General features: G+C 59.4%; 22 protein-coding genes and 1 pseudogene. 7 read left to right on the top strand and 16 right to left on the bottom strand.

What is annotated here, in order from left to right; genetic code table 11:
* Positions 1–5: 5 nt before the first annotated feature.
* From tatB to ACR0L1_RS04055, 3 genes are all read left to right on the top strand, one after another.
* Complete coding sequence (gene tatB, locus ACR0L1_RS04065; RefSeq protein WP_170774374.1) at positions 6–464, top strand: Sec-independent protein translocase protein TatB; 459 nt, start codon at positions 6–8, stop codon at positions 462–464.
* Entirely contained in the window at positions 461–1333 is an 873-nt protein-coding gene (gene tatC, locus ACR0L1_RS04060; RefSeq protein WP_480857284.1) for a twin-arginine translocase subunit TatC, read from the top strand. Before tatB ends, tatC begins: the two co-directional genes overlap by 4 nt.
* Before the next feature lie 111 nt (positions 1334–1444).
* The gene (locus ACR0L1_RS04055) at positions 1445–2287 is read left to right on the top strand and encodes an ATP-binding protein (RefSeq protein ID WP_480857283.1); all 843 of its coding nucleotides are present in this window, start codon (positions 1445–1447) and stop codon (positions 2285–2287) included.
* Between the two features lie 63 nt (positions 2288–2350).
* Here the strand turns inward: ACR0L1_RS04055 and ACR0L1_RS04050 are convergent, their stop codons facing one another.
* The 7 genes from ACR0L1_RS04050 to ACR0L1_RS04020 form a co-directional block, all read right to left on the bottom strand.
* The gene (locus ACR0L1_RS04050; RefSeq protein WP_480857281.1) at positions 2351–2995 is read right to left on the bottom strand and encodes an SDR family NAD(P)-dependent oxidoreductase; all 645 of its coding nucleotides are present in this window, start codon (positions 2993–2995) and stop codon (positions 2351–2353) included.
* 42 nt (positions 2996–3037) lie between these two features.
* The gene (locus ACR0L1_RS04045) at positions 3038–3286 is read right to left on the bottom strand and encodes a hypothetical protein (RefSeq protein WP_170782508.1); all 249 of its coding nucleotides are present in this window, start codon (positions 3284–3286) and stop codon (positions 3038–3040) included.
* Between the two features lie 267 nt (positions 3287–3553).
* Positions 3554–5077 carry an amidophosphoribosyltransferase gene (gene purF / locus ACR0L1_RS04040; protein WP_480548166.1) on the bottom strand — a complete coding sequence of 508 codons (1524 nt, stop codon included), beginning with the start codon at positions 5075–5077 and terminating at the stop codon, positions 3554–3556.
* Positions 5078–5686: 609 nt separating this feature from the next.
* Complete coding sequence (locus ACR0L1_RS04035; protein ID WP_170788691.1) at positions 5687–6286, bottom strand: CvpA family protein; 600 nt, start codon at positions 6284–6286, stop codon at positions 5687–5689.
* A gap of 42 nt (positions 6287–6328) precedes the next feature.
* Positions 6329–7690, bottom strand: coding sequence for a DNA repair protein RadA (gene radA / locus ACR0L1_RS04030; protein ID WP_480857279.1), 1362 nt, complete (start codon positions 7688–7690; stop codon positions 6329–6331).
* 122 nt (positions 7691–7812) lie between these two features.
* Positions 7813–8595, bottom strand: a complete 783-nt coding sequence (locus ACR0L1_RS04025; RefSeq protein WP_170774360.1) for a GumC domain-containing protein — start codon at positions 8593–8595, stop codon at positions 7813–7815.
* 156 nt (positions 8596–8751) lie between these two features.
* Entirely contained in the window at positions 8752–9198 is a 447-nt protein-coding gene (locus ACR0L1_RS04020) for a paraquat-inducible protein A (protein ID WP_170788690.1), read from the bottom strand.
* Between the two features lie 202 nt (positions 9199–9400).
* Between ACR0L1_RS04020 and ACR0L1_RS04015 the strand changes: the two are divergent.
* Positions 9401–9727: pseudogene (locus ACR0L1_RS04015) on the top strand (acyl-CoA thioesterase); the annotation flags it as partial.
* Here the strand turns inward: ACR0L1_RS04015 and ACR0L1_RS04010 are convergent.
* The 3 genes from ACR0L1_RS04010 to alr are packed head-to-tail and all read right to left on the bottom strand — an operon-like array spanning position 9724 to position 12280.
* On the bottom strand, positions 9724–10470 hold the full coding sequence (locus ACR0L1_RS04010) for an ABC transporter ATP-binding protein (RefSeq protein WP_480857276.1): 747 nt from the start codon (positions 10468–10470) through the stop codon (positions 9724–9726). The pseudogene ACR0L1_RS04015 and the gene ACR0L1_RS04010 sit on opposite strands and share 4 nt — an antisense overlap.
* Positions 10467–11249 carry an MlaE family ABC transporter permease gene (locus ACR0L1_RS04005; protein WP_170788687.1) on the bottom strand — a complete coding sequence of 261 codons (783 nt, stop codon included), beginning with the start codon at positions 11247–11249 and terminating at the stop codon, positions 10467–10469. The genes ACR0L1_RS04010 and ACR0L1_RS04005 overlap by 4 nt, the downstream gene beginning before the upstream one ends.
* Positions 11246–12280, bottom strand: coding sequence for an alanine racemase (gene alr / locus ACR0L1_RS04000; RefSeq protein WP_480857274.1), 1035 nt, complete (start codon positions 12278–12280; stop codon positions 11246–11248). The genes ACR0L1_RS04005 and alr overlap by 4 nt, the downstream gene beginning before the upstream one ends.
* A 218-nt stretch (positions 12281–12498) precedes the next feature.
* On the opposite strand from alr, the gene ACR0L1_RS03995 reads away from it, so the two are divergent.
* Positions 12499–13038: a GNAT family N-acetyltransferase gene (locus ACR0L1_RS03995; RefSeq protein ID WP_480857272.1), complete on the top strand. Its 540-nt coding sequence runs from the start codon at positions 12499–12501 to the stop codon at positions 13036–13038.
* 1 nt (position 13039) lies between these two features.
* Here ACR0L1_RS03995 and ACR0L1_RS03990 read toward each other — a convergent pair whose 3' ends face one another.
* The 6 genes from ACR0L1_RS03990 to ACR0L1_RS03965 form a co-directional block, all read right to left on the bottom strand.
* Positions 13040–14530 carry a replicative DNA helicase gene (locus tag ACR0L1_RS03990; RefSeq protein WP_170774341.1) on the bottom strand — a complete coding sequence of 497 codons (1491 nt, stop codon included), beginning with the start codon at positions 14528–14530 and terminating at the stop codon, positions 13040–13042.
* A gap of 236 nt (positions 14531–14766) precedes the next feature.
* Entirely contained in the window at positions 14767–15447 is a 681-nt protein-coding gene (locus tag ACR0L1_RS03985; protein ID WP_480857270.1) for an orotate phosphoribosyltransferase, read from the bottom strand.
* Between the two features lie 129 nt (positions 15448–15576).
* Positions 15577–16758 carry an ammonium transporter gene (locus ACR0L1_RS03980; protein ID WP_480857268.1) on the bottom strand — a complete coding sequence of 394 codons (1182 nt, stop codon included), beginning with the start codon at positions 16756–16758 and terminating at the stop codon, positions 15577–15579.
* A gap of 145 nt (positions 16759–16903) precedes the next feature.
* Entirely contained in the window at positions 16904–17386 is a 483-nt protein-coding gene (locus ACR0L1_RS03975) for a CinA family protein (RefSeq protein WP_480857267.1), read from the bottom strand.
* Complete coding sequence (locus ACR0L1_RS03970; RefSeq protein WP_480502471.1) at positions 17383–17880, bottom strand: phosphatidylglycerophosphatase A family protein; 498 nt, start codon at positions 17878–17880, stop codon at positions 17383–17385. The genes ACR0L1_RS03975 and ACR0L1_RS03970 overlap by 4 nt, the downstream gene beginning before the upstream one ends.
* Entirely contained in the window at positions 17877–19007 is a 1131-nt protein-coding gene (locus tag ACR0L1_RS03965; protein WP_480857265.1) for a bifunctional 2-C-methyl-D-erythritol 4-phosphate cytidylyltransferase/2-C-methyl-D-erythritol 2,4-cyclodiphosphate synthase, read from the bottom strand. The genes ACR0L1_RS03970 and ACR0L1_RS03965 overlap by 4 nt, the downstream gene beginning before the upstream one ends.
* A gap of 183 nt (positions 19008–19190) precedes the next feature.
* Here ACR0L1_RS03965 and dusB point away from each other — a divergent pair, with 183 nt between their 5' ends.
* On the top strand, positions 19191–20174 hold the full coding sequence (gene dusB / locus ACR0L1_RS03960; protein ID WP_480857263.1) for a tRNA dihydrouridine synthase DusB: 984 nt from the start codon (positions 19191–19193) through the stop codon (positions 20172–20174).
* A complete protein-coding gene (locus ACR0L1_RS03955; RefSeq protein WP_170788681.1) occupies positions 20171–21238 on the top strand; it encodes a two-component system sensor histidine kinase NtrB in 1068 nt (355 codons plus the stop codon). The genes dusB and ACR0L1_RS03955 overlap by 4 nt, the downstream gene beginning before the upstream one ends.
* Positions 21239–21253: the final 15 nt, after the last annotated feature.

The following is a 21253-nucleotide window of genomic DNA, read 5'->3' as shown; positions in this document are numbered from 1 at the left end:
CGCAGATGTTTGATCTGGGCTGGACCGAGCTTCTGGTCATCGGCGTTGTTGCCCTGATCGTTGTAGGGCCAAAGGACCTGCCGGTGCTGTTCCGCAATGTGGGGCGGTTTGTCGGCAAGGCCCGCGGCATGGCGCGTGAGTTTTCCAGCGCCATGAACGAAGCCGCCGATCAGGCGGGTGTCAATGAGATCAAGAAGGGTCTGAACGCGGCCACCAACCCTGTGGGCAGCGCCATGGATGGCGTGAAAGAGGCCGCGCAGGATCTGGCCAAGAGCATCGACCCGACCAAGTTCGACCCCGACAGCGAGACCGGCAAGCTGGCGGCCGAAAGGGCAGAGCAAGCCAAGAAGATCCAGGCTTCGACTGCGCGCGCCGCCGCCGAGCGCAAGGCGAAAGAGGCGGCTGACGCTCTGGCCAAGGCCGAAGAGGCCGAGGCCGCGCTGAAATCCGAAAGCAAGACATGACCAAAACCGACGAGATCGAGGACAGCTCGGCCCCATTGATCGAGCATCTGGCAGAACTGCGCACGCGGCTTATTCATTGCGTTGTGGCGTTTCTGATCGGGATGATCATCTGTTTCACTGTGGCGACGCCGCTTTTCAACTTTCTGACGCGCCCCTTGTGTGACGTTCTGGCTGAACGCGGGCAGGATTGCGGGCTGATCTTCATCTCGCCGCAGGAAGGGTTCTTTGTGGCCATCAAAGTCTCACTGCTGGGCGGGTTCATTCTGGCCTTTCCCTATATCGGGATGCAGATGTGGCGGTTCGTGGCGCCTGGGTTGTACAAATCGGAAAAGAACGCGTTCCTGCCGTTCATGCTGGCCTCGCCTTTCATGTTCCTATTGGGCGCCAGCTTTGCCTTTTACGTAGTGACACCGCTGGCCTATGATTTCTTCCTTGGATTCCAGCAATTTGGTGCCGAAGGCGAGGCCGTGACCGATGGCGCAGTTGCTGCCCCGCTGAGCGTGGTCTTTCAGGGCTCGGCGCAGGAATATCTAAACCTGACGATCAAATTCATCGTAGCCTTTGGTCTGTGCTTCCAACTGCCGGTTCTGCTGACGCTGATGGGCAAGGCGGGGCTTGTGACGGCCGAAGGTCTGGGATCGGTTCGCAAATACGCCGTGGTCGCCATTCTGGTGCTTGCCGCGCTGGTGACACCGCCCGACGTGATTACTCAGGTGATCTTGTTCGTGGTGGTCTATGGACTGTACGAAATCTCGATCTTCCTCGTAGCGCGTGTCGAGAAAAAGCGCGAAGAACAGCTGCGCGCTGACGGCTACTATGACGACGACGAAGAGGCGGATGCCGAAATCGCCGACGAAGAAAGCAAGTAAACCGGCTTAACCCGGATTAGGCGCGCCCACTGGTGGCGCGCCTTTTTTATGCGCGGGTCTTGCCGCTTGCATCTGATCATGTTTTGAACCCCAAAACAGCTGGAGGCCCTGATGGATGACCAAGCCCTGAACCGCATTGCTGATGCCTTGGAGCGCATGGCTCCAGCCCCCTTGGCAGCCCCGGATTTCGGCGCGGCACCGGCTTTCGTCTGGCATGTGGACCCGGACCGGCTGGAACCGGTGACAAAGGTCAACCGGGTCGATCTGGATTTGCTGGTAGGCATTAACCGCTCGCGCGACACACTGTTGGACAACACGCGGCGCTTTGCGGCTGGGTATAAGGCAAACAATGCGTTGCTCTGGGGTGCGCGGGGTATGGGCAAGTCCAGCCTTGTCAAAGCGGTCCATGGGAGCTTGCAAGATGAATACCCCGATCTGAAACTGGTCGAACTTCAGCGCGAGGACATGGGCTCGGTCGCGCGTCTGCTAAACCATCTGCGGGCCGCGCCGCATCGGTTCATCCTGTTCTGCGATGATCTTTCGTTCAGCCATGATGACCAACACTACAAATCGCTCAAGGCGGTGCTGGACGGTGGTATCGAAGGCCGTCCGGAGAATGTTGTCTTCTACGCCACCTCGAACCGCCGTCACCTGATGCCGCGCGACATGATTGAAAACGAACGGTCCAGCGCCATCAACCCGTCCGAGGCGGTCGAGGAAAAAGTCTCACTCTCCGACCGCTTCGGCCTTTGGCTGGGCTTCCACCCCTGCGATCAGGACGAATACCTCGCCATGATCAACCGCTACTGCGCCGCCTATGGCGTCAACGTCGCCCCCGACACCCTGCGCGCCGAAGCCATCGAATGGCAGGCCACACGCGGCGCACGTTCTGGCCGCGTAGCGTGGCAATTCTTCGTCGATCTGGCCGGGCGCACCGGTATCCATATCGGCTGATCCGCCCGCTTCATCTGGCTAAAAATATCCCTGCCAGAGGCATGGCCCGCAAGGGCCATTCCCCTATAGCGACGCCAAAATCCGGGCCGCCTCATCCGTAGGGCTCGTCAAAGCACCACGGTCCTCGCCGGGATGGAACCGGGCGCGTACGGCGGTGGGCATGGGGGCGGGCTCGACAATAGACACGCGCGGGCCAGTACGCTCGGTCTCAAGCTGCCAACTCCGCGCCAACGCCATCTGTGCGCCTTTGGTCGCGCCGTAGATGCCATAGAATTTCTCACCCGCCTTGGGGTCGTCGAAAAACACAGCGTGACCGCTCTCGCCCAACAAAGGCGCGACATATGGGATCAGAACTGAAGTCGCCGTCGCGTTGGTGTTCAAAGCCTTCGCCCATTCCTTGGGATCGATGAAGTGCGTAGGCGTCAGGGCCGAGGTGTGGATGGCGGTATGCAGCCATAGGTCCACCTTGCCCCAGCGATCGTAAATGCCCCGGCACAGGGTTGCCATAGCGTTCGGGTCGGCGATGTCCATTGGCGCCAGCGTGGCCGCGCCGCCCTTGGCCTGAATGCGGTCGTCCAACTCTTCCAGCCCACCGGTGGTGCGGGCAACAGCAACGATGTGGTATTCGGGGGCCAGCGCCTCGGCCAGGGCAGCACCCAGGCCCCGAGACGCCCCGGTGATGAGGGCAATTTTAGTCTGATCGGTCATGGGTGGGGTTTGAACCCCTGCGCGCAAGCCGTCAAGACAGGATTAGCGACCGGGGATGGCGATCCGCTGGGTCTGGCCGCTTTGTCGCAGCATGATCCCTTCGGCATCAATGGCTACGACGGTGCCCGAGGCAACGCGGCTACCCGGTTTGACCTCTTTGACCCGACCCGAGGACAGGCGCATCAGCGCACGTAGCTCGGTTTTGGGCCCGAACACGCCCAACAGGGCGACCGAACTTTTCTTTAGCGCGTCCTTCTGCGTAGCCGCGCTTTCGACGGTGGAATTTGGCATGGTTTGCGGCAGGGGCGAAGGGCCCCAACCCCTTATGTCTGAGTGAGTGGTGGCAGCGGCCTAGCAAATGAGCAGGTGAAACGAAAGGCGGCGGTGCTCGCTGGTTTTCTCACAATTTCGCGTGGGTCTGCGAACCCATTGCGATTGCGTTTCCTTCGCCAGAGAGTTGTGTGTCAGAAAATTTTGCCCCCGGCGCTGCATCTGACAAAAAAGCCCGGACCGACACTAAGATCCGAGCTCTTCCGCGCTTCTGATTCGCTGGATTTATTAACCCGACGCCAATTTCGTGGCGTTCCAAGACCCGCCCGGCACCTGCATGTCCTCGCGCTTTTTGCTGACGCGGGTGCTGTTTTCCAGGCTGTCCAGATAATCGTCGCTGACGCTGCCGGTGATGTAATTACCGTCAAAGCACGAGCAATCAAACGCCTCGATCTCGGGGTTGCCTTCCTTGGCGGCCCAGATCAGGTCGTCCAACTTTTGATAGAACAGCGCATCTGCGCCCAGTTCCTGCCGGATCTCTTCGATCTCTTTGCCGTTGGCGACCAGTTCATGCTTGGTGGGCATGTCGATGCCATAGACATTGGGATATTTCACAGGCGGCGAGGCGCTGGCGATATAGACTTTTTTCGCGCCAGCCTCGCGGCACATTTGCACGATCTTCTTGATCGTGTTGCCGCGAACGATGGAATCGTCGATCAGTAGCACGTTGTGACCTTTGAACTCCAACGGGACCGCATTCAGCTTGCGGCGCACCGATTTCTGGCGTTCTTCCTGACCGGGCATGATGAAGGTTCGGCCGACATATCGGTTCTTCACCAACCCTTCACGGTAGGGAATACCGGTGATCTTTGCGGCCTCAAGCGCCACAGGGCGGGCGCTGTCGGGGACGGGAATGATCCGGTCGATCTCAAGCCCTGAGTCCTGGATCTGCTTGGCCAGAGTCTGCCCCATGCGCATCTGGGTTTTGTAGACGGAGACCCCATCCAACAGCGAATCCGGACGGGCGAGGTAGACATATTCAAAGATACAAGGCGTCAGCTTGCCTTCGACGGCCTGAAACTCATGCTTGTTGCCGTCGAGATCGATCAGGATTGCCTCGCCGGGGCGCAGGTCGCGCAGTTTGTCAAAACCGTTGATACCAAAGGCCACATCCTCGGACGCAAAGGCAAAATCGTCACCATCCACATCCGATTCTCGGACCGCGACGGACAAGGGGCGAATCCCGTGCGGGTCGCGGAACGCCAGCATGCCGACACCGGCAATCAGACAAATCACCGAATAGGCGCCCTGAATACGCTCCATCGTCATCTTCACACCGGCAAAGATGTTGCGGATCGGATCGGCATTGCCGTTGACCTTGATCGCATCAGCCACCTTGTCTGCCAGCACATTCAGCAGAATCTCGGAGTCCGAGGTGGTACGCAGGTGGCGGCTGTATTTGCCGGTCACTTTCTCTCGCTGTTCGGCCGTGTTGGTGATGTTGCCGTTATGGACCAGATAGATGCCATATGGGGCGTTCACGAAAAACGGCTGCGCCTCGGCGGCGCTCAGCGATCCGGCGGTTGGATAGCGTACGTGGCCGATGCCCACCTTGCCCAGCAGGGTTTCCGCATCCTTGGCGTTGAAGACGTCCTTGACCAAGCCATTAGCTTTCTTCTCGCGGAAGAATTCTCCGTTGTAGGTGACGATCCCCGAGGCATCCTGACCCCGGTGCTGCAACATCAGCAGCCCGTCATAGATTTCCGCAAACACATCATGCGTTCGGCTTGCGATCCCCAAAATCCCACACATGTACGGGCTCCAACTTTCTATGACGTAGCGATTGACGGCAGGTTGAGAAACATCGGGGCGCTTGCCCTGTTCAAAGCCGCTGGCTTGCCTGTGGATACAGTCGCACCCTTGCCGCAACGGGCTGGTGCGAAAGAAAACGGGTTCAGCAAGATCGGTGGCTCCGATTCCATCTCAGTTCGGCCCTCACATACTGCGTAACGATGCCTGTGTCATCAAAGGATCACAATTCGCATCTGTTGCAGGCGAATTTTGCAGCAACCACGCCTGTTCAAGTGACAGGCAGGGCAGGGTGTGCTGTCATGACCGGATAGAGAGTATCATTTGTTTTCGCTGGGATGAATTGAGCCATGTGGCAGCACAAACAGGGTCAGAAGAAAGAAACACCCGTAAAACGCCGATGCCACCGTTGCCGTGGCATGGGGCGTTCGCCTTGCCAGATCTGCAATGGCGCAGGCGAGGTGGTCAAAAGCCGCGATGTGTTTGGGAAACCTATAACCAGCCGCTGTGATGGCTGCTTCGGCTTGAAGAATATCCGCTGCACCGTTTGCGCAGGCGAGGGCTTTACCTGACTGGTAAAAGAAAAGCCCGGCCAAGGCCGGGCTTTCGCGGTTATTCAGTTGCTGCCGGTTCGGTCAACTCTTCGGTCGCGGTGGGCTCCGTCGAGCAGCTGGCGACAAGCTCTTCATATTGCTGTGTGATCCAACCAAGCGCCTCTTCCGGGTTTTGTTCTTCGATCTGGTCGCTGAACTGTTCGAACACTTTGGCCGAGCGGCTTTCATCGACGATCGTATAGGATTGACCGGTCATGACGGTGTCGTAGACAAAGAAGGCAATGGCGACCAGCAGGATGCCACGCGCAATCCCGAAGAAGAAGCCAAGTGCCTGATCCAAACCGCCCAGGGCTGAGCGTTGCACCAACGACGAAAACAGCGGGGTAAAGATGCTGACCACGATCAGCGCTACCGCAAAGACCGCCGCAAAACCAGTGATTACTGACAATTCGCAACTGTCGCGCAGGAAATCTCCGACAACCGGAACTTCTTTGATAAGCGGAACCGCTTGGGGGGCGAAAATAAAGGCCAAAACAGCGGCCGCAACCCATCCTGCAATCGCCAAAATCTCGCGCAATAAACCGCGGGAATAGGCCAGAAGACCCGACACCACGATGATCAGGGCAACCACCCCGTCAATAATTGTAAAACCTTCCATGGCCCTCGCCTGTAGTTTTTTTCAGCCTCTCAAGGCTTTACCTTAACCTGCTCCGAAGGTTTCGCCAACAAACCCCACTAAATCAGAGGGTCGGGTGAGTGTCAGACCTGCCACAGTGCCGGTTTTGCCACCTGCCGGAGCTATAGCTGATGTGAAACCAAGTTTCTGGGCTTCTTTCAACCTGTTTTCGGTTTGGGCTGCGGGTCTCAGAGCCCCGGAAAGAGAGATTTCTCCGAATACGACAGTATCTGCAGGCAGGGCGGTATCCTCGCGCGCACTGAGCAGGGCTGCTGCCACCGCAAGGTCGGCTGCGGGCTCGCTGACCTTCAGGCCTCCGGCGACGTTCAGGTAGACGTCCAAACCGGTGAACGGCACGCCACAGCGCGCTTCGAGCACCGCCAGGATCATGGCCAGTCGCCCGCTATCCCATCCTACAACGGTGCGGCGCGGTTGTGAGTGGGGAGAGGGGGCGACAAGTGCTTGTAACTCAACAAGAACCGGGCGGGTGCCTTCGATCCCGGCAAACACGGCCGAGCCGGGACTGGGCGCGCCGCGTTCGGACAGGAACAGGGCCGAGGGGTTGGTGACTTGTGCCAATCCCTTACCCGTCATCTCGAATACGCCAATCTCGTCGGCGGGGCCAAAACGGTTCTTCACTGCGCGCAAGATACGGAACTGATGTCCGCGTTCGCCTTCAAAATACAGCACCGTGTCGACCATGTGCTCCACGACGCGGGGGCCCGCGATCTGGCCCTCTTTGGTGACATGGCCGACCATGATGATCGAAATGCCGTATCGTTTCGCAAACGTGGTCAATTCATGGGCTGCGGCCCTTACTTGTGACACGGATCCGGGCGCGCTGTCGACATTGTCGGCCCACATGGTCTGAATCGAGTCGATTATAGCAAGGCCGGGCTTTTCCGCCTCAAGCGTGGTAAGGATGTTGCGCAGGTTTGTTTCTGCCGCCAGTTGCACCGGCGCGTCCTCCAGCCCCAGACGGCGGGCGCGCATCCGTACCTGGGCGCTGGCTTCCTCGCCCGAGACATAGATGGTTTTGACGCCAGCACGAGCAAACCGTGCGGCGGCTTGCAGCAAGAGGGTGGATTTTCCGATGCCTGGATCTCCGCCCACCAGTAGGGCCGAGGCGGGGACAAGGCCACCGCCCAGTACGCGATCCAGTTCCTCGACCCCACACAATGTGCGAGGCGGAGGGGTTTCCTCGGTCGACAAGTCCGTGAGTGCGATGGTCTGGCCCCGCTTGCCGCCGAGGGATTTCTTGGCTGGGCCAGCCGAAAGGGGGGCTTCTTGTACAATCGTGTTCCACTCGCCGCAGCCGTCACAGCGGCCGGACCAGCGGGAATGCGTGGCGCCACAGGCCGAGCATGAAAAAGTCGTCTTTGCCATGCGGCCCTTGGTGCCCGAGGTGGGGCGGTTCTTCAAGCCCTTGCGGGCTTTCACTGCCGCCGGTGGCGCGCCACGTCCTCAAGCCCTGCGGGCCATCGTCCGCGACGGGCGCCCAAGGGCGCCTACTCTGCGGCGCGTGAAGGCGACATGGCGATGACGCTGGATGTCGCCGTTTTGCGATCCTCGACCGGGGCCTGAAGCTGGGTCGAAAGTTCGGGCAGCAGGTCGAACAACTCGTCCCGCAGGCGTGCCAGTTGCGATTTGGCGATGGATTCTTCGATTTCGACATCGCGGGTCCATTGCCGCAGTTCTTGCTGGATGGTTTGAGCGTCACCGATGCGCTGCTGGAATTGTTCGATCTCTTCCTGACGCTGTTGCAGGAAGGTGCGCGCTCGGGCCACGCGTTCATCACTGTAGGTGACGGCCAATTCATGGCTGATCTGACTCATCTGAGCGGCGAGTTCCAGAATTTCGGGCTCCAGCGCTTGCAGGTCGGGATGTTGGCGCAAAAAGGCGATACGTTCTTTGACGGCATCGAACTCGGACGACATCATGAATGTGTCACCCCGATCCGCGGCATGAGCCAGTTGGTAAGCGTAAGTTATGTCCTGCATGTTCATCGCAAACTTGCGATGCGCATTTTCAAGCGCCATCATCCGGCTATTTGCGGGCAGGTAGAAGGCCAGCATGAGAATCAGTGCGGTCAATCCGATCTGTATGAACATGCCCGCATCTGCGGTCGGCGCGGTGCCGAAACCAGCTTGCATGGACAGCCAGGGTAGGACCCCGAGTGCGGATAATGCGGTGGTTGCCACGGCCGCAAGCGCAGCCATGCAGATGAGGAAAAAAGTCAGTCTTAAAAAGGCATTCTGAAATTGCAATGTTATGTTGTGGAGGGCGGCCATGGTTGTCGATCTCCTTCTAGAACCGGAACACACCGGAGCCGAAGCGGAGTAGACTTAACGTACAGACAGAGATCCGCCACGGACCCGAAAACTACTATTTGTTGCTGCTCGAAATATTAAGATGATACTGGGGTAAATGTTTTCAATCAATTAGCTTTAAGCTTTTCGTGAGGCGGATGTCATCTCTGTAATATGTCCCAATGCCAGCGAGGCCAGAATGCAGCCCGTGAACAGGTAAAGACCCCATGCGGTTTCGATGGTCGCGTAAGAGATGCCCTTGGCCAGCGTGATGTAGAGTGCGATCAGGAAAATATCGGCCATGGCCAACTTACCAAGGATGTTCAGCGCGGGTTGAACGCGCGGGTCCAGCAGGCTCCATTGGATCAGGGCGGTGCCGATGGTTTTTATATAGGGCGCAAACAGGGCGAAGACGGTGACGACCAATGCGAGGAAAATGTCGGATTGCCAGAGGGACTGGAGCCCGGTGATGACGCTGATTTCGCTGAGGCCGAAGATCGGCAGGAGACCTGCGCGCATCAGCGGGGCGAACCACGCGATGGGGTAGAGGATCAGGAGGGCGAGGGTGGCGAGGCGGAGGGTCATGACAGGGCGTCTTGGCGAGATTAAAAATTCGCTGCGATGTTCTGCTATGCTTAACCTAAATCAGCACTCACCACAGAGTTATTTTTTGAAGGGAGGAACGATGTCGGGTTTTGTGGCCTACAAGTCAATTGTCGACCCATCGGACTGTGATTTTCTTGGGCACATGAATGTGTCCAAGTAATTTGCAGCCTGCTCGGATTCCGTTTTTGCGCTGCAGGCTGAGTTGGGGCTTACGGCCGACGACATGCGGTCGGGACGAAAGCTGTCCTTTGCGGTGGTCCATGCAGACAGCAATTTTCTTGCGGAATTGAGTGCTGGCGAAGCCATCCAGATGGAAAGCGAGATTCTAGAGGTTGGAACGAAATCTATGACTTTCAGCCACAAACTAGTTCGCGTTGCTGATGGAGAACCTGCATTTACGACCGTTTTCAAATGCGTTTTGCTCAATTTGCAGACGAGGCGCGCTGAAGTCATTCCGCAGGAAATTGTCGAGCGTTCGGAAAATTGGATGGCAAAGAACGAAGATTAACGCACCGCCTCAATCGGCCCCTCGGCACTGCCGCTGATGAACTGCTCCACATAAGGATCACCGGATGCGTCCATCTGGCTGACAGGGCCGGTCCACTGAATCACCCCCCCGTGCAGCATGGCGACGTTGTCGGCAATCGCGCGGACGGAACTCATGTCGTGGGTGATGGTCATGGCGGTGGCGCCCATCTCGGTCACGATTTCGCGGATCAGGTCGTTGATGACGCCCGACATGATTGGGTCCAAGCCCGTGGTAGGTTCGTCAAAGAAAATGATCTCGGGCTCGGCGGCGATGGCACGGGCGAGGCCCACGCGTTTTTGCATCCCACCCGACAGCTCAGACGGAAAGCGGTCGGCCACGTCGGATTTCAGACCCACGCGGCGCAGTTTCTCGATGGCGATCTCGCGGGCGTATTCTGGCGGGCGTTTCAGCGGGCCGCGCAACAGGCGGAAGGCGACGTTTTGCCAGACGGGCAGCGAGTCAAACAGCGCCGCACCCTGAAACAGCATCCCGAACCGCGCTAGAAACGCGTCCCGGTCGCCCTTGGCGGCATCCTTGCCATCCACGTAGATCATGCCGCTGTCGGGTTTGATCAGACCCAGAATACACTTCAGCGCCACGGACTTACCGGTGCCCGAGCCGCCTATGATCACCATTGAGGTGCCCTGGGGGATCTCAAGGTTCATGCCCTGCAGCACGCGGTTGTCGCCAAAGGCCTTGTGTACATTCTCAAGCCGTATCATACCGAAAAGAACACCCCTGTCAGAATGAAGTTGGCGGCCAGGATCATAATGGCTGCAGCCTCGACCGAAGACTTGGTGGCACGCCCGACGCCCTGTGCGCCCCGGCCCGAGTTCATGCCGTAGTAGCAGCCCATCACGGCGGTGATCAGGCCGAAGGCGGCCCCTTTGGTTAGGGACGAGATCACGTCGTGTAGCTCAAGAAAGTTGACTGTGTTTTGCAGGTAGACGGCGGCGTTGAAGCCAAGGCTTTGCGTTGCGACCACATAGCCGCCGGCGATGCCGATCACGTCGCCCACGGCCACCAGAACAGGCACGGTGAGGATTGCGGCCAATACGCGCGGAGCGGTCAGGTACTTCATCGGATGGGTGGACAGCGTGACCAGCGCGTCGATTTGCTCGGTCACTTTCATCGTCGCGATTTCTGCCGCGATAGACGAGGTGACGCGCGCCGCGATCATCAACCCGCCCAGCACCGGGCCCAGTTCGCGTACCATGCCGATGGCAACGATTTGCGGCACCACGGCCTCGGCGTTGAAACGGGCGCCACCGGCGTAGATCTGCAGCGCCAGCGCGCCACCGGTGAAGATCGCAGTCAGACCGACAACCGGCAGCGACAGCCAGCCGATATTCATCAGTGCTACGACAAATTCGCGCGGGTAGTAAGGCGGGCGGAAAATGTGCGAGATCGCATCGACCGTGAAAAGCGATACCTTGCCGAAGTTCGCAAACAGGGACAGGACGACGCGACCCAGCCCGCCCAGCATATACAAAGGGTTCATTCCACGTAGCCTCGGGAATAGCGCGCGCCCAGCGATGTGAGGATTTCATAGCCGATGGTGCCTGCGGCCTCGGCCAGATCATCCACGGTCTGGTGGCCGTTCAGGATGCGCAGGCGTTCGGGGTCTTCGGGCAGGTCGGTGACATCCACGGTGATCAGGTCCATCGAAATGCGCCCAACAACCGGGCAGGGCTGACCGCCTGCAAAGGCGTCGATGCCGCCCCCAATCGCGCGATGCAGCCCGTCGGCATATCCGGCCGCGACGGTGGCGATGCGGGACGGACGACGCGCGGTCCAGCTGTTGCCGTAGCCGACCGTCTCACCTTCGGCCAGTTCACGGACCTGAATGACGGGCAGGTCCGCTGTCACCACGGGTTTCGCCGCAGCAAAGGGCATGCCGCCGTAAAGGCCGACGCCAGCGCGGCAGAGGTCAAAGTGATATTCGGGTCCCAACAATATCCCACCGGTTGCTGCCAAGGAGCGTCGTGCAGTGACACCCTCGGTCATCTCGCGGAAATTGCGCAGTTGATAGGTGTTCATTGGGTGGTCGGGCTCATCGGCGCAGGCCAGATGCGACATGATCAGCGCAGGGTTTTGTGCCTCGATCCGTTCGCGCAGTTCAGCCCAATCTGAGCGTTCCAGACCCAGACGGTTCATGCCCGTGTCGAGCTGAATGCCGAAGGCGTGGCCGGGCAGACTTTGTTCGTGGCGCTGGACCTGTTCGGGTGAGTTCAGCATCGGCGTCAGGTCATGGGCCTGCAACAGATCTGCATCGCCCTCCATATGGCCTGAGAACACGCCGATCATCGGACCGGGGCCTACGGCGGCACGGACCTCGGCACCTTCTTCGGCAGCGGCAACAAAAAAGGTGCGCACGCCTTCTTCGGCCAGCGCATCGGAAACGGGGCCAGCCCCAAGTCCATAGGCATCGGCCTTGACCACCGCAGCGGTCTCGGCATTCGTCTTGGCATCCAAGGCGCGCCAGTTATTGGTCAGCGCAAGAAGGTTGATAGTCAAACGTGCGGTACTCATGGCACTGTTCATGACATTGGATCGCGGCAGGTCAAGGGGGTACGCACCGTTTATTGCCCGGTTTGACAGGAACGTGGGCAGGGATTGGCCACGGATCAGGGAAAAGCGCGCAGGAAATCGCGAAAAACCTCAATCCCATTGAAATTGCCGAACAGCAGTCGCAGGGTTAGGCGAGGAATCATGTTAAACGGTGTTATGCAGCGGGCAAGGGTGAAATTATGAAGCTATCTTCGGGGCTTACCTGGCAAGAGGCCGCAATTCCTGAATTCTACCGCGATGTGTTCGCAGCGTCCGAGGGCGAAGCGGAAGGCGATGCGCTTTTTGCGCTGACGCAAGCCCTAATGGACACCGCGCCCCCCGAAGACCTGTTCTGCGTCACTGCTGGCGAGGTTGGTGATCTGAAGGGTTGCATCTTTTTTTCTCGGCTTTTTTACGAAGATGATCCGCGCGACGTGGTTCTGATGTCTCCGGTCGCGGTTCGTGCTGACTATCAGGGGCAGGGGATTGGGAGAAAACTGATTGCTTATGGTCTAGACCAGATGCGTCAGGCGGGTTTGGATGTTGTCGTTACCTATGGCGATCCCGCTTACTATAGCAAAGCGGGATTTCAGCCAATGACGATAGAGTTCGCCAGCCCACCCCACGCGCTGAGCATGCCACATGGATGGCAGGGGCAATCGCTGACCAAATCGGACCTGACGCCGCTGGCAGGCTCGTCACGCTGCGTGTCGGCCTTCGATGTGCCAGAGATGTGGTAGGTCAGTAGCCCTCGATCTGGCCGTCCTGCTGCCAGGGTTTGACCAGATTGCCAAAGCGGGTGAACTGCGCCTCGAACGAGAGTTCAACCGTGCCGATGGGGCCGTGGCGCTGCTTGCCGACGATGACCTCGGCCTTGCCATGCAGGCGGTCCATGGCCTGTTTCCACTCTTCCATCTTTTCCAGCTCATGATCGCCGGGCTTTTCGCGCTCTTTGTAGTATTCCTCGCGGAACACGAACATCACCACGTCGGCATCCTGTTCGATCGAGCCCGATTCCCGCAGGTCTGACAGTTGCGGACGCTTGTCGTCGCGGTTTTCCACCTGGCGCGACAGCTGGGAGAGGGCGATGACCGGGATGTTCAGTTCTTTGGCGATGGCCTTCATGCCCATCGAAATCTCGGCAATCTCGTTGACGCGATTGTCGGCCATGCCGCGACACAGCTGCAAATAGTCGATGACCAGCAGGTCCAAACCGTGCGTCCGCTTCAACCGCCGCGCGCGGGCAGCAAGTTGCGAGATCGGCAAAGCCGGGGTGTCGTCGATGAACAGTGGGCAGGCTTCCAACTCTTTCGCCGCGTCTACAAAGCGGCGGAACTCGGCTTCGGTCATGTCGCCCTGACGGATCTTGTGCGAGGAGATTTCCGAGGCTTCGGCCAGAACCCGGCCTGCCAACTGCTCGGCGCTCATCTCCAGCGAGAAGAAACCGACCACTCCGCCGTCAATCGCACCCTCAGACCCATCTGGCTTGGTGCCGCGTTTGTAGGCTTTGGCCACGTTGAACGCGACGTTGGTCGCCAATGAGGTTTTCCCCATCGACGGACGACCGGCCAGAATAATCAGGTCGGACGGGTGCAGGCCCCCAAGCTGTTTGTCCAAGTCGGCCAGACCGGTGGAAATCCCTGCCATGCCACCACCGCGCTGATACGCTTCGTTGGTGACGTTGACGGCTTCTGTGACCGCCTTGAGGAAGGATTGAAATCCCTGTTCGGTCTGGCCCTGCTCGGATAACTGATAAAGCTGTTGCTCGGCCTCGACGATCTGTTCCTTGGGCTCGCTGCTGACATCCACCCGCGCCGCCTTGTCCGAGATATCGCGGCCCAGCCGGATCAACTCGCGCCGGATGGCGAGGTCATAGATCATCTGGGCATAGTCATGCACCGCAAAGGCACTGATCGACGCACCCGCCAGTTTGACCAAATAGGCGGGGCCACCCAGTTCCTTGAGGCCCTCATCCTCGGCCATGAAGGATTTCAGCGTCACGGGCGAGGCCAAAGCATTCTTGGCGATGCGATTGGCCGCCACCTCGTAGATGCGGGCATGGACCGGGTCATAGAAATGCTCGGCCCCAATGATCGAGGCGACGCGATCATAGAGATCGTTATTGGTCAGAATCGCGCCCAAAAGCTGCTGCTCGGCCTCGATGGAATGCGGCATGGTTTCGGCGTTCTGAATCTGCGCCGCCGCCTGCTCGATACTGCTTATCTCGTTCATTTTGTCCCCGCTGCCCGTGCGACAGTTCTAATCAATCCGGCACCCGTTGGGCCATCTGTAAATCTCTGAAGATAAGTCGCGAATAACTCGACTTCAGCTTGGGATAAGTTTGGACAACTTTGCCAAAGAACACCGCGCGGCGCAACATTTAGTGCAGCTTCATCGCGGCAGCACTAGATGCGAGCGCTGAGGGGGCGATTCTTTGCCAAGTTACCCCCAGCTTATGCACAGGCACTTTAGGAGGGTTTGTTGGCTTCCTGCCATCCACGCGGGTCGTTCAGGAAGGCTTCGACACCGTCAAGTGTCTCTGCATCAAAGGCTTTCTGCGCTTTTGCTTCGGCCAAAACATCCCACCAAGTGCACAGGTGATGCAGTTTCACACCGTGATCGCCCAGGGTTTTCTCGGTCTCGGGGAAGATGCCGTAGTAAAAGATCACCGCCGTGTGGCCGCAGGTCGCCCCGGTGTCGCGGATCGCATCCACGAAGGACAGCTTTGATCCGCCGTCGGTGGTCAGATCTTCGACCAGCAGAACGCGCTCACCCTCGGACATTGCACCCTCGATCCGGGCATTGCGGCCATAGCCCTTGGGCTTTTTGCGCACATAGGTCATCGGCAGGGCCATCCGCTCGGCGACCATGGCGGCAAAGGGGATACCTGCGGTTTCACCACCTGCGATGTTGTCGAACGCCTCGAACCCAGCTTCGCGCATCACGGTGACGGTCAGGAAGTCCATCAGGGTCGAGCGGATGCGGGGGTATGAGATCAGCTTGCGGCAGTCGATATAGGTCGGGCTGGGCAGGCCAGAGGCCAGTGTGAACGGCTCGCGCGCGTTGAAGTGGACGGCTTCGATCTCCAGCAGCATGCGCGCGGTCAGGCGGGCGATTTCGGTGCTGTCGGGGTACGAGCTGGGGATCATGATGCAAACCTCTGGGCTGATAACACGTTGCGGGCTGATAGCCCGCCGCAGGGCACGGAGTCGAGGGGGCGGACAAAAGAAAAGCGGACCCGCAAGGGGCCCGCTATGCACATTCAGATTGACGCGCGATCAGCTTGTCATGTCGTAGGCGCGCTCACCATGCACCGACAGGTCGAGGCCATGGGTCTCGGTCTCGGCATCCACCCGCATCGGGGTGATCAGCGCGACCAGTTTGATCAGCACAAAGGTCACGACGGCGGTGAAGACACCTACGATGACCAAGCCACCCAACTGTGCAGTCCAGGCGCCCAGGCCAAAGACGGCGATAATAAGCGTGCCAAAGATGCCGCCGACGCCATGCACGGCGAATACATCCAGCGTATCGTCGATTTTCAGAACGTTGCGGATGACATTGACGGCTTCCTGACACAACACACCGGCCACGGCACCGATGATCAGCGCCTGAACCGGATCCACATAGCCCGAGGCGGGTGTGATCGAGGCCAAGCCGGCGATCGTACCTGTCACTAGACCGACCATCGAGGCCTTGCCGTACTTGATCCGCTCATACAGCGCCCAAGTCAGGGAGGCAGTCGCGGCCGAGATATGCGTCACGGTCATCGCCATCGCAGCACCGCCGTCAGCGGCCAGTTGCGAACCGCCATTGAAGCCGAACCAGCCAACCCACAGCATCGCGGCACCGATCATGACAAAGCCCGGATTGTGTGGGGGCGTCGTGCGGTTGCGGCGCGGGCCCAGAACCACGGCGATAATCAGCGCGGCCAGACCGGCGGTTTCATGCACCACGATTCCGCCTGCAAAGTCACGCACGCCGACCTCGCCCAAAATGCCGCCATCTGTCAGAATGCCACCACCCCAGATCCAATGCACCACCGGCGCATAGCACAGCAACATCCACAGGCCCGAGAAGGTCAGCACAAAGCCAAAGCCCACGCGCTCGACATAAGCGCCGACGATCAGGGCAGGGGTGATGATGGCAAAGGTCATCTGGAATGCGAAGAAGAGAACCTCGGGCAGCGTGCCCGATAGGCTGTCTGCATCGACACCGTTCAGAAACGCCTTGCCCAGACCGCCCCACAAGCCTGATCCGCCATCGCCGAACGCGATGGAATAGCCTGCGACCAGCCACAGGATGCTCATCAAACAAGCGATCGAGAAACAGTGCATGAACACGCTCAGCACGTTGCGGGCGCGCACAAGGCCGCCATAGAACAGGGCGAGGCCCGGCAATGTCATGAACAGGACCAAGGCGGTTGCCACAATGATCCAGGCTGTATCGGCTCCATTCATCGGCCGGTCTCCTCTTCAACTTGCGTGGCGCGGCTTGAAGCGGATCAGGGACGAGGAAAAAAGAGGCAACATCACAAAATGCAGCCTGTTTTCGGGGCTTTTTGTGAAAAGGTAATTAAATAGGCGGCGATCAGAGCAACATGCCCTATTTTTGAGCAATACTAGAAAGCGCCTGAGAAAGCAGGCCCAGCGCGTGATCTCGAGCCGCGCGCCGGACGTTTTCCCGACCCAACGGACCAAATTCAACTGTCTCAGACCGTGTGTGCAAACCATCGGCGGCAAGGCCGAAGCAGACACGGCCCTCGGGTTTGAACTCGGACCCGCCGGGGCCTGCAATGCCTGTGATCGACACGGCAAGTTGTGCCTGTGAATGATGCAGCGCGCCTTCGGCCATTTCGCGTGCGACCTCTTCCGAGACCGCGCCGCAAGCATCCAGCGTCGCGGCCTGCACGCCCAGCATCTGTTGTTTGGCGGCGTTGGTGTAGGTGACAAAGCCGCGGTCCACTACGGCCGAGCTGCCGGGGATATCAGTCAGAGCAGACGCCACCATGCCACCAGTGCAGCTTTCAGCAGTGGCAATCATCACACCTTGCGCCTTGGCGCGGTCCAGTAACGCGGCGACGATCAAAGTCCCAACACCCCGTGCGCGATCCCGGCCAGGATCAGCACGCCGATGGCGGCAAACACCCCGGCGATCACATCGTCCAGCATCACGCCCATCGCATCTCCCTTGCGATCCGCCCAACCCACCGGGCCGGGTTTGGTGATGTCGAACAGCCGGAACAGCACGAACCCTGCAACCCAGCCGGGCCAGAGGGCCGTGATCTCGATCCCATGCACCCAGGAGGGGTAAGAGATCGCCCAAAGCGCGATGAACTGGCCTGCGACCTCATCTACGACGATCTCGGACGGGTCGTGATCCTCTTGCCCTGCGGTCATCACGCGGGTCGCCCAGAGCCCGCCAAAGAACACCGCAAACGTGGCGATCACCAGCAGGGGAAAACCACCCAGTGTATGAAAGACCCACGCCAAGGGCAGGGCGGCCAGTGACCCCCACGTGCCCGGTGCGGGGCGTAGATAACCCAAGCCACAGACGGTTCCGATCAATTGTGCCGCGTTCATGATTTCACCAGACAGGCTGTAGCCAGAGAAGCAATACCTTCGCTGCGGCCAGTGAAGCCCAGCCGCTCTGATGTGGTCGCCTTGACCGAGATCTGATCGGTCCGCAGCCCCATGATCCGGGCCATCTCGAACTGCATCGCTTCGGCATGGGGGCCGATCTTGGGGTATTCGCAGACCAGCGTGCAATCGACATTTGAGATCGCGTATCCCATCGTCGCGGCCAGTTCGACCGCATGGCGCAGGAAAATCTCGCTGGCGGCCCCTTTCCATTTTGGGTCCGAGGGCGGGAAATGTTGGCCGATATCGCCCTGCGCCAGAGCGCCATAGATGGCATCCGTCACGGCATGCATCCCCACATCGGCGTCCGAATGCCCCTGAAGGCCGCGACTATGCGGCACTTTCACGCCGCACAGGATTACATGATCCCCGTCGCCAAAGCGATGCACGTCATACCCGTTGCCCAGCCTTACATCCATTTTCGTTCCCAATATGCGTTCCGCCCGGGCAAAATCCTCGGGCCGTGTGATTTTGATATTGTCCGCATCGCCAGGCACGATGGCCACGTCCAAACCAGCGGCCCGAGCAACCTCGACATCATCTGCGGCACTGCCGGAATACGCAGCATGGGCCGCGACTATAGCGTCATAGTGAAAGCCCTGCGGCGTCTGCGCGGCGAACAGGCCGCTGCGGTCTTGTGTGCCGGTGACGGTTGCGCCATCTCCGGTCCAGAGCGCGTCTGTCATCGCCAATCCGGGGGCTGCTGCAGGGCGAGTTTCCAACGCTTGCAACACGTTGCGAATAATCTGCGTGCTGACACAGGGGCGGGCGATGTCGTGGATCAGAACGCGGGTCACATCCAAACCGCTCAGGGCGGCCAGCCCCTTGCGCACCGATCCCGCGCGATCTGCGCCGCCTGCGGCCAGAATCAGGCCCGACTCGGCGAGCTTTGCCCACGCTTCTTGGTCATCAGGTGATAGAACTAGCGCAATATGATCGACCTGCTCACGAAACCGCTCGATCGTCCAGTCCGCGACGCGGCGTCCGGCTAGAGGCCGCCATTGTTTCGGGATACCCCCTCCGGCGCGCAGGCCGCGTCCTGCGGCAACGATAATGGCGGCGGTGGTCATAAGGAGTGTCTCCGGCAAATTCAGGGCAATGTTTAGGGTGCGGTGAATGCAGAGGCAATCACCCGCGTTAACCCGCCTAAAAATTAAGCATGTGATGATTTTGCGGGCTTTTCAGTTGCCGATTTGTTGTTCATATACGCTCAATTCGATATCTAAGTCGCATCTGCCCAAGGATTAAGCACGTTGACACTGCAACTCGCTGAAAAAGACCTGACCCCTCCGGTTCTGCTGGCCCCGATGGCCGGAATCACCGACCGCCCGTTCCGCGATCTGGTGATGCGCTTTGGCGCGGGCATGGTGGTTAGTGAGATGGTCGCCAGTCAGGAAATGGTGCAGGCCAAACCCGGCGTGCGCGAACGGGCCGAGCTGTCGGCCGACGTGGAAAACACCGCCGTTCAACTGGCCGGGCGCGAGGCGCACTGGATGGCCGAGGCCGCCCGGCAGGTCGTTGATCGGGGCGCGCGGGTGATCGACATCAACATGGGGTGTCCCGCCAAAAAGGTAACGAATGGCTATTCCGGATCGGCGCTGCTGAAAACGCCGGATCATGCGCTGACATTGATCGAGGCGGTGATCGCGGCGGTCGATGTTCCGGTCACGCTGAAAACGCGGTTGGGGTGGGACGACAAGTTACTGAACGCGCCGGACGTCGCGCGGCGCGCGCAGGAGGTAGGCGTGCAAATGGTGACGATCCACGGGCGCACGCGCTGTCAGTTCTACAAGGGGCAGGCGGACTGGCAGGCCATCCGTGCGGTGAAAGAGGCGGTCGATATCCCCGTTATTGCAAACGGGGATATCGTGGATACAGAAACAGCGGGAATAGCTCTGAACCAGTCAGGCGCGGATGGCGTCATGATCGGGCGTGGCGCTCAGGGTCAGCCCTGGGTCCTGGCGCAGGTATGCCACGATCTTTATGGCGCGCCGGCACCGGTGGTGCCGCAGGGCGATGAACTGATCGAGATGGTGCGAACGCATTATCAGGCGATGCTGGGCTTTTACGGTACCGATCTGGGTCTGCGCGTCGCGCGTAAGCATCTGGGTTGGTACATGGATCAGGCTAGAACGCCCGCAGCCTTGCGCCGCGCTGTTCTGACTTCTCGCGATACGGATGAGGTGATCCGCCTGCTGGGTGACGCGCTTGGGACGCAAGTGGAGGCGGTTGCATGAATTCGGACCAGAGTATTTGGACTTCGCTTCCGGTACCAGCCTTCATCATTGATGGCGACGATCGGATATCCGACGTCAATTCAGCCGGAGAGGGCTTCCTGAACGCCTCGCGTAAATCGGTGATCGGGCACCCGGTGTGGGATCAGATCGCGGTTGATGCCCCCCTGGAGGAAGCGTTCGAGCGGGCGCGGGCACAGGGAACACCCCTGTTCGTGAATGATGTAGATGCGGGATCGGGCAATCGTGCGCCGCTGCAATGCGCGCTACAGATTGCCCCTTTGGTTGGGCATCCGGGGTCGATGATCATGATTATCTCGCCGCGCGAGTTGGCGGGACGGATGACGCGGGGCAATACGGTTAAATCGGCGGCGCAGTCGGCGATTGGTATGGCCGAGATGTTGGCGCATGAGATCAAGAACCCGCTGGCCGGCATCACTGGGGCGGCGCAGTTGCTGAGCATGAATATCTCTCAGCAAGACCTTGAGTTAACAGATCTTATCGTCGCCGAAAGTCGCCGGATCGTAAAGCTGCTGGAACAGGTTGAGCAATTCGGAAACCTGTCGGAGCCTGACTTCAAACCCGTCAATATCCACGACGTTCTGGACCGCGCGCGACGGTCCGCGTTGCTGGGGTTCGGCGCGCATATGAAGATTATCGAGGACTACGATCCCTCGTTGCCTTTGGCCTATGGCGACCCCGATCAATTTCTCCAAGTCATTCTGAACCTGTTGAAGAATGCTTCGGAAGCAGCTGATTCCAAAGGCGGAACCATTCGTCTGCGGACGTATTTCGAACATTCCTTCCGCCTGCGGCGCAGCGATGGCTCGGGCCATTCGTTGCCCCTGCAGGTTGAGATCATCGACGATGGTCCGGGCCTGCCCGAGAAAATCCGTAGCGATATTTTCGACCCTTTCGTGTCGGGCAAGGAAAACGGCACCGGCCTCGGGCTGGCGCTGGTGAGCAAGATCATCTCGGACCATGACGGCTGGATTTCCGCCGACTCGGTGCCGGGCCGCACGGTGTTTCGTATCTCGCTGAGGCGGGCACCGAAGGATGCAACGTAGGACAAAGCCGACAAG

The organism is Ruegeria sp. J8 (assembly GCF_056531925.1).
Note: the sequence above shows the minus strand (reverse complement) of the source record. Positions and strands in the feature narration are given on the sequence as shown.

Bases quoted from the DNA above. Each gene is read 5' to 3' on its own strand.
- ACR0L1_RS04010 (WP_480857276.1), bottom strand. From the start codon at position 10,470: ATGATACGGCTTGAGAATGTACACAAGGCCTTTGGCGACAACCGCGTG.
- ACR0L1_RS03995 (WP_480857272.1), top strand. From the start codon at position 12,499: ATGAAGCTATCTTCGGGGCTTACCTGGCAAGAGGCCGCAATTCCTGAA.
- radA (WP_480857279.1), bottom strand. From the start codon at position 7,690: ATGGCAAAGACGACTTTTTCATGCTCGGCCTGTGGCGCCACGCATTCC.
- ACR0L1_RS04025 (WP_170774360.1), bottom strand. From the start codon at position 8,595: ATGGCCGCCCTCCACAACATAACATTGCAATTTCAGAATGCCTTTTTA.
- tatB (WP_170774374.1), top strand. From the start codon at position 6: ATGTTTGATCTGGGCTGGACCGAGCTTCTGGTCATCGGCGTTGTTGCC.
- ACR0L1_RS03985 (WP_480857270.1), bottom strand. From the start codon at position 15,447: ATGATCCCCAGCTCGTACCCCGACAGCACCGAAATCGCCCGCCTGACC.
- ACR0L1_RS04055 (WP_480857283.1), top strand. From the start codon at position 1,445: ATGGATGACCAAGCCCTGAACCGCATTGCTGATGCCTTGGAGCGCATG.
- ACR0L1_RS04045 (WP_170782508.1), bottom strand. From the start codon at position 3,286: ATGCCAAATTCCACCGTCGAAAGCGCGGCTACGCAGAAGGACGCGCTA.
- ACR0L1_RS04020 (WP_170788690.1), bottom strand. From the start codon at position 9,198: ATGACCCTCCGCCTCGCCACCCTCGCCCTCCTGATCCTCTACCCCATC.
- purF (WP_480548166.1), bottom strand. From the start codon at position 5,077: ATGTGTGGGATTTTGGGGATCGCAAGCCGAACGCATGATGTGTTTGCG.
- ACR0L1_RS03970 (WP_480502471.1), bottom strand. From the start codon at position 17,880: ATGAACGCGGCACAATTGATCGGAACCGTCTGTGGCTTGGGTTATCTA.
- tatC (WP_480857284.1), top strand. From the start codon at position 461: ATGACCAAAACCGACGAGATCGAGGACAGCTCGGCCCCATTGATCGAG.
- ACR0L1_RS03980 (WP_480857268.1), bottom strand. From the start codon at position 16,758: ATGAATGGAGCCGATACAGCCTGGATCATTGTGGCAACCGCCTTGGTC.
- ACR0L1_RS04005 (WP_170788687.1), bottom strand. From the start codon at position 11,249: ATGAACCCTTTGTATATGCTGGGCGGGCTGGGTCGCGTCGTCCTGTCC.
- ACR0L1_RS03955 (WP_170788681.1), top strand. From the start codon at position 20,171: ATGAATTCGGACCAGAGTATTTGGACTTCGCTTCCGGTACCAGCCTTC.
- ACR0L1_RS03965 (WP_480857265.1), bottom strand. From the start codon at position 19,007: ATGACCACCGCCGCCATTATCGTTGCCGCAGGACGCGGCCTGCGCGCC.
- ACR0L1_RS04050 (WP_480857281.1), bottom strand. From the start codon at position 2,995: ATGACCGATCAGACTAAAATTGCCCTCATCACCGGGGCGTCTCGGGGC.
- alr (WP_480857274.1), bottom strand. From the start codon at position 12,280: ATGAGTACCGCACGTTTGACTATCAACCTTCTTGCGCTGACCAATAAC.
- ACR0L1_RS04035 (WP_170788691.1), bottom strand. From the start codon at position 6,286: ATGGAAGGTTTTACAATTATTGACGGGGTGGTTGCCCTGATCATCGTG.
- ACR0L1_RS03990 (WP_170774341.1), bottom strand. From the start codon at position 14,530: ATGAACGAGATAAGCAGTATCGAGCAGGCGGCGGCGCAGATTCAGAAC.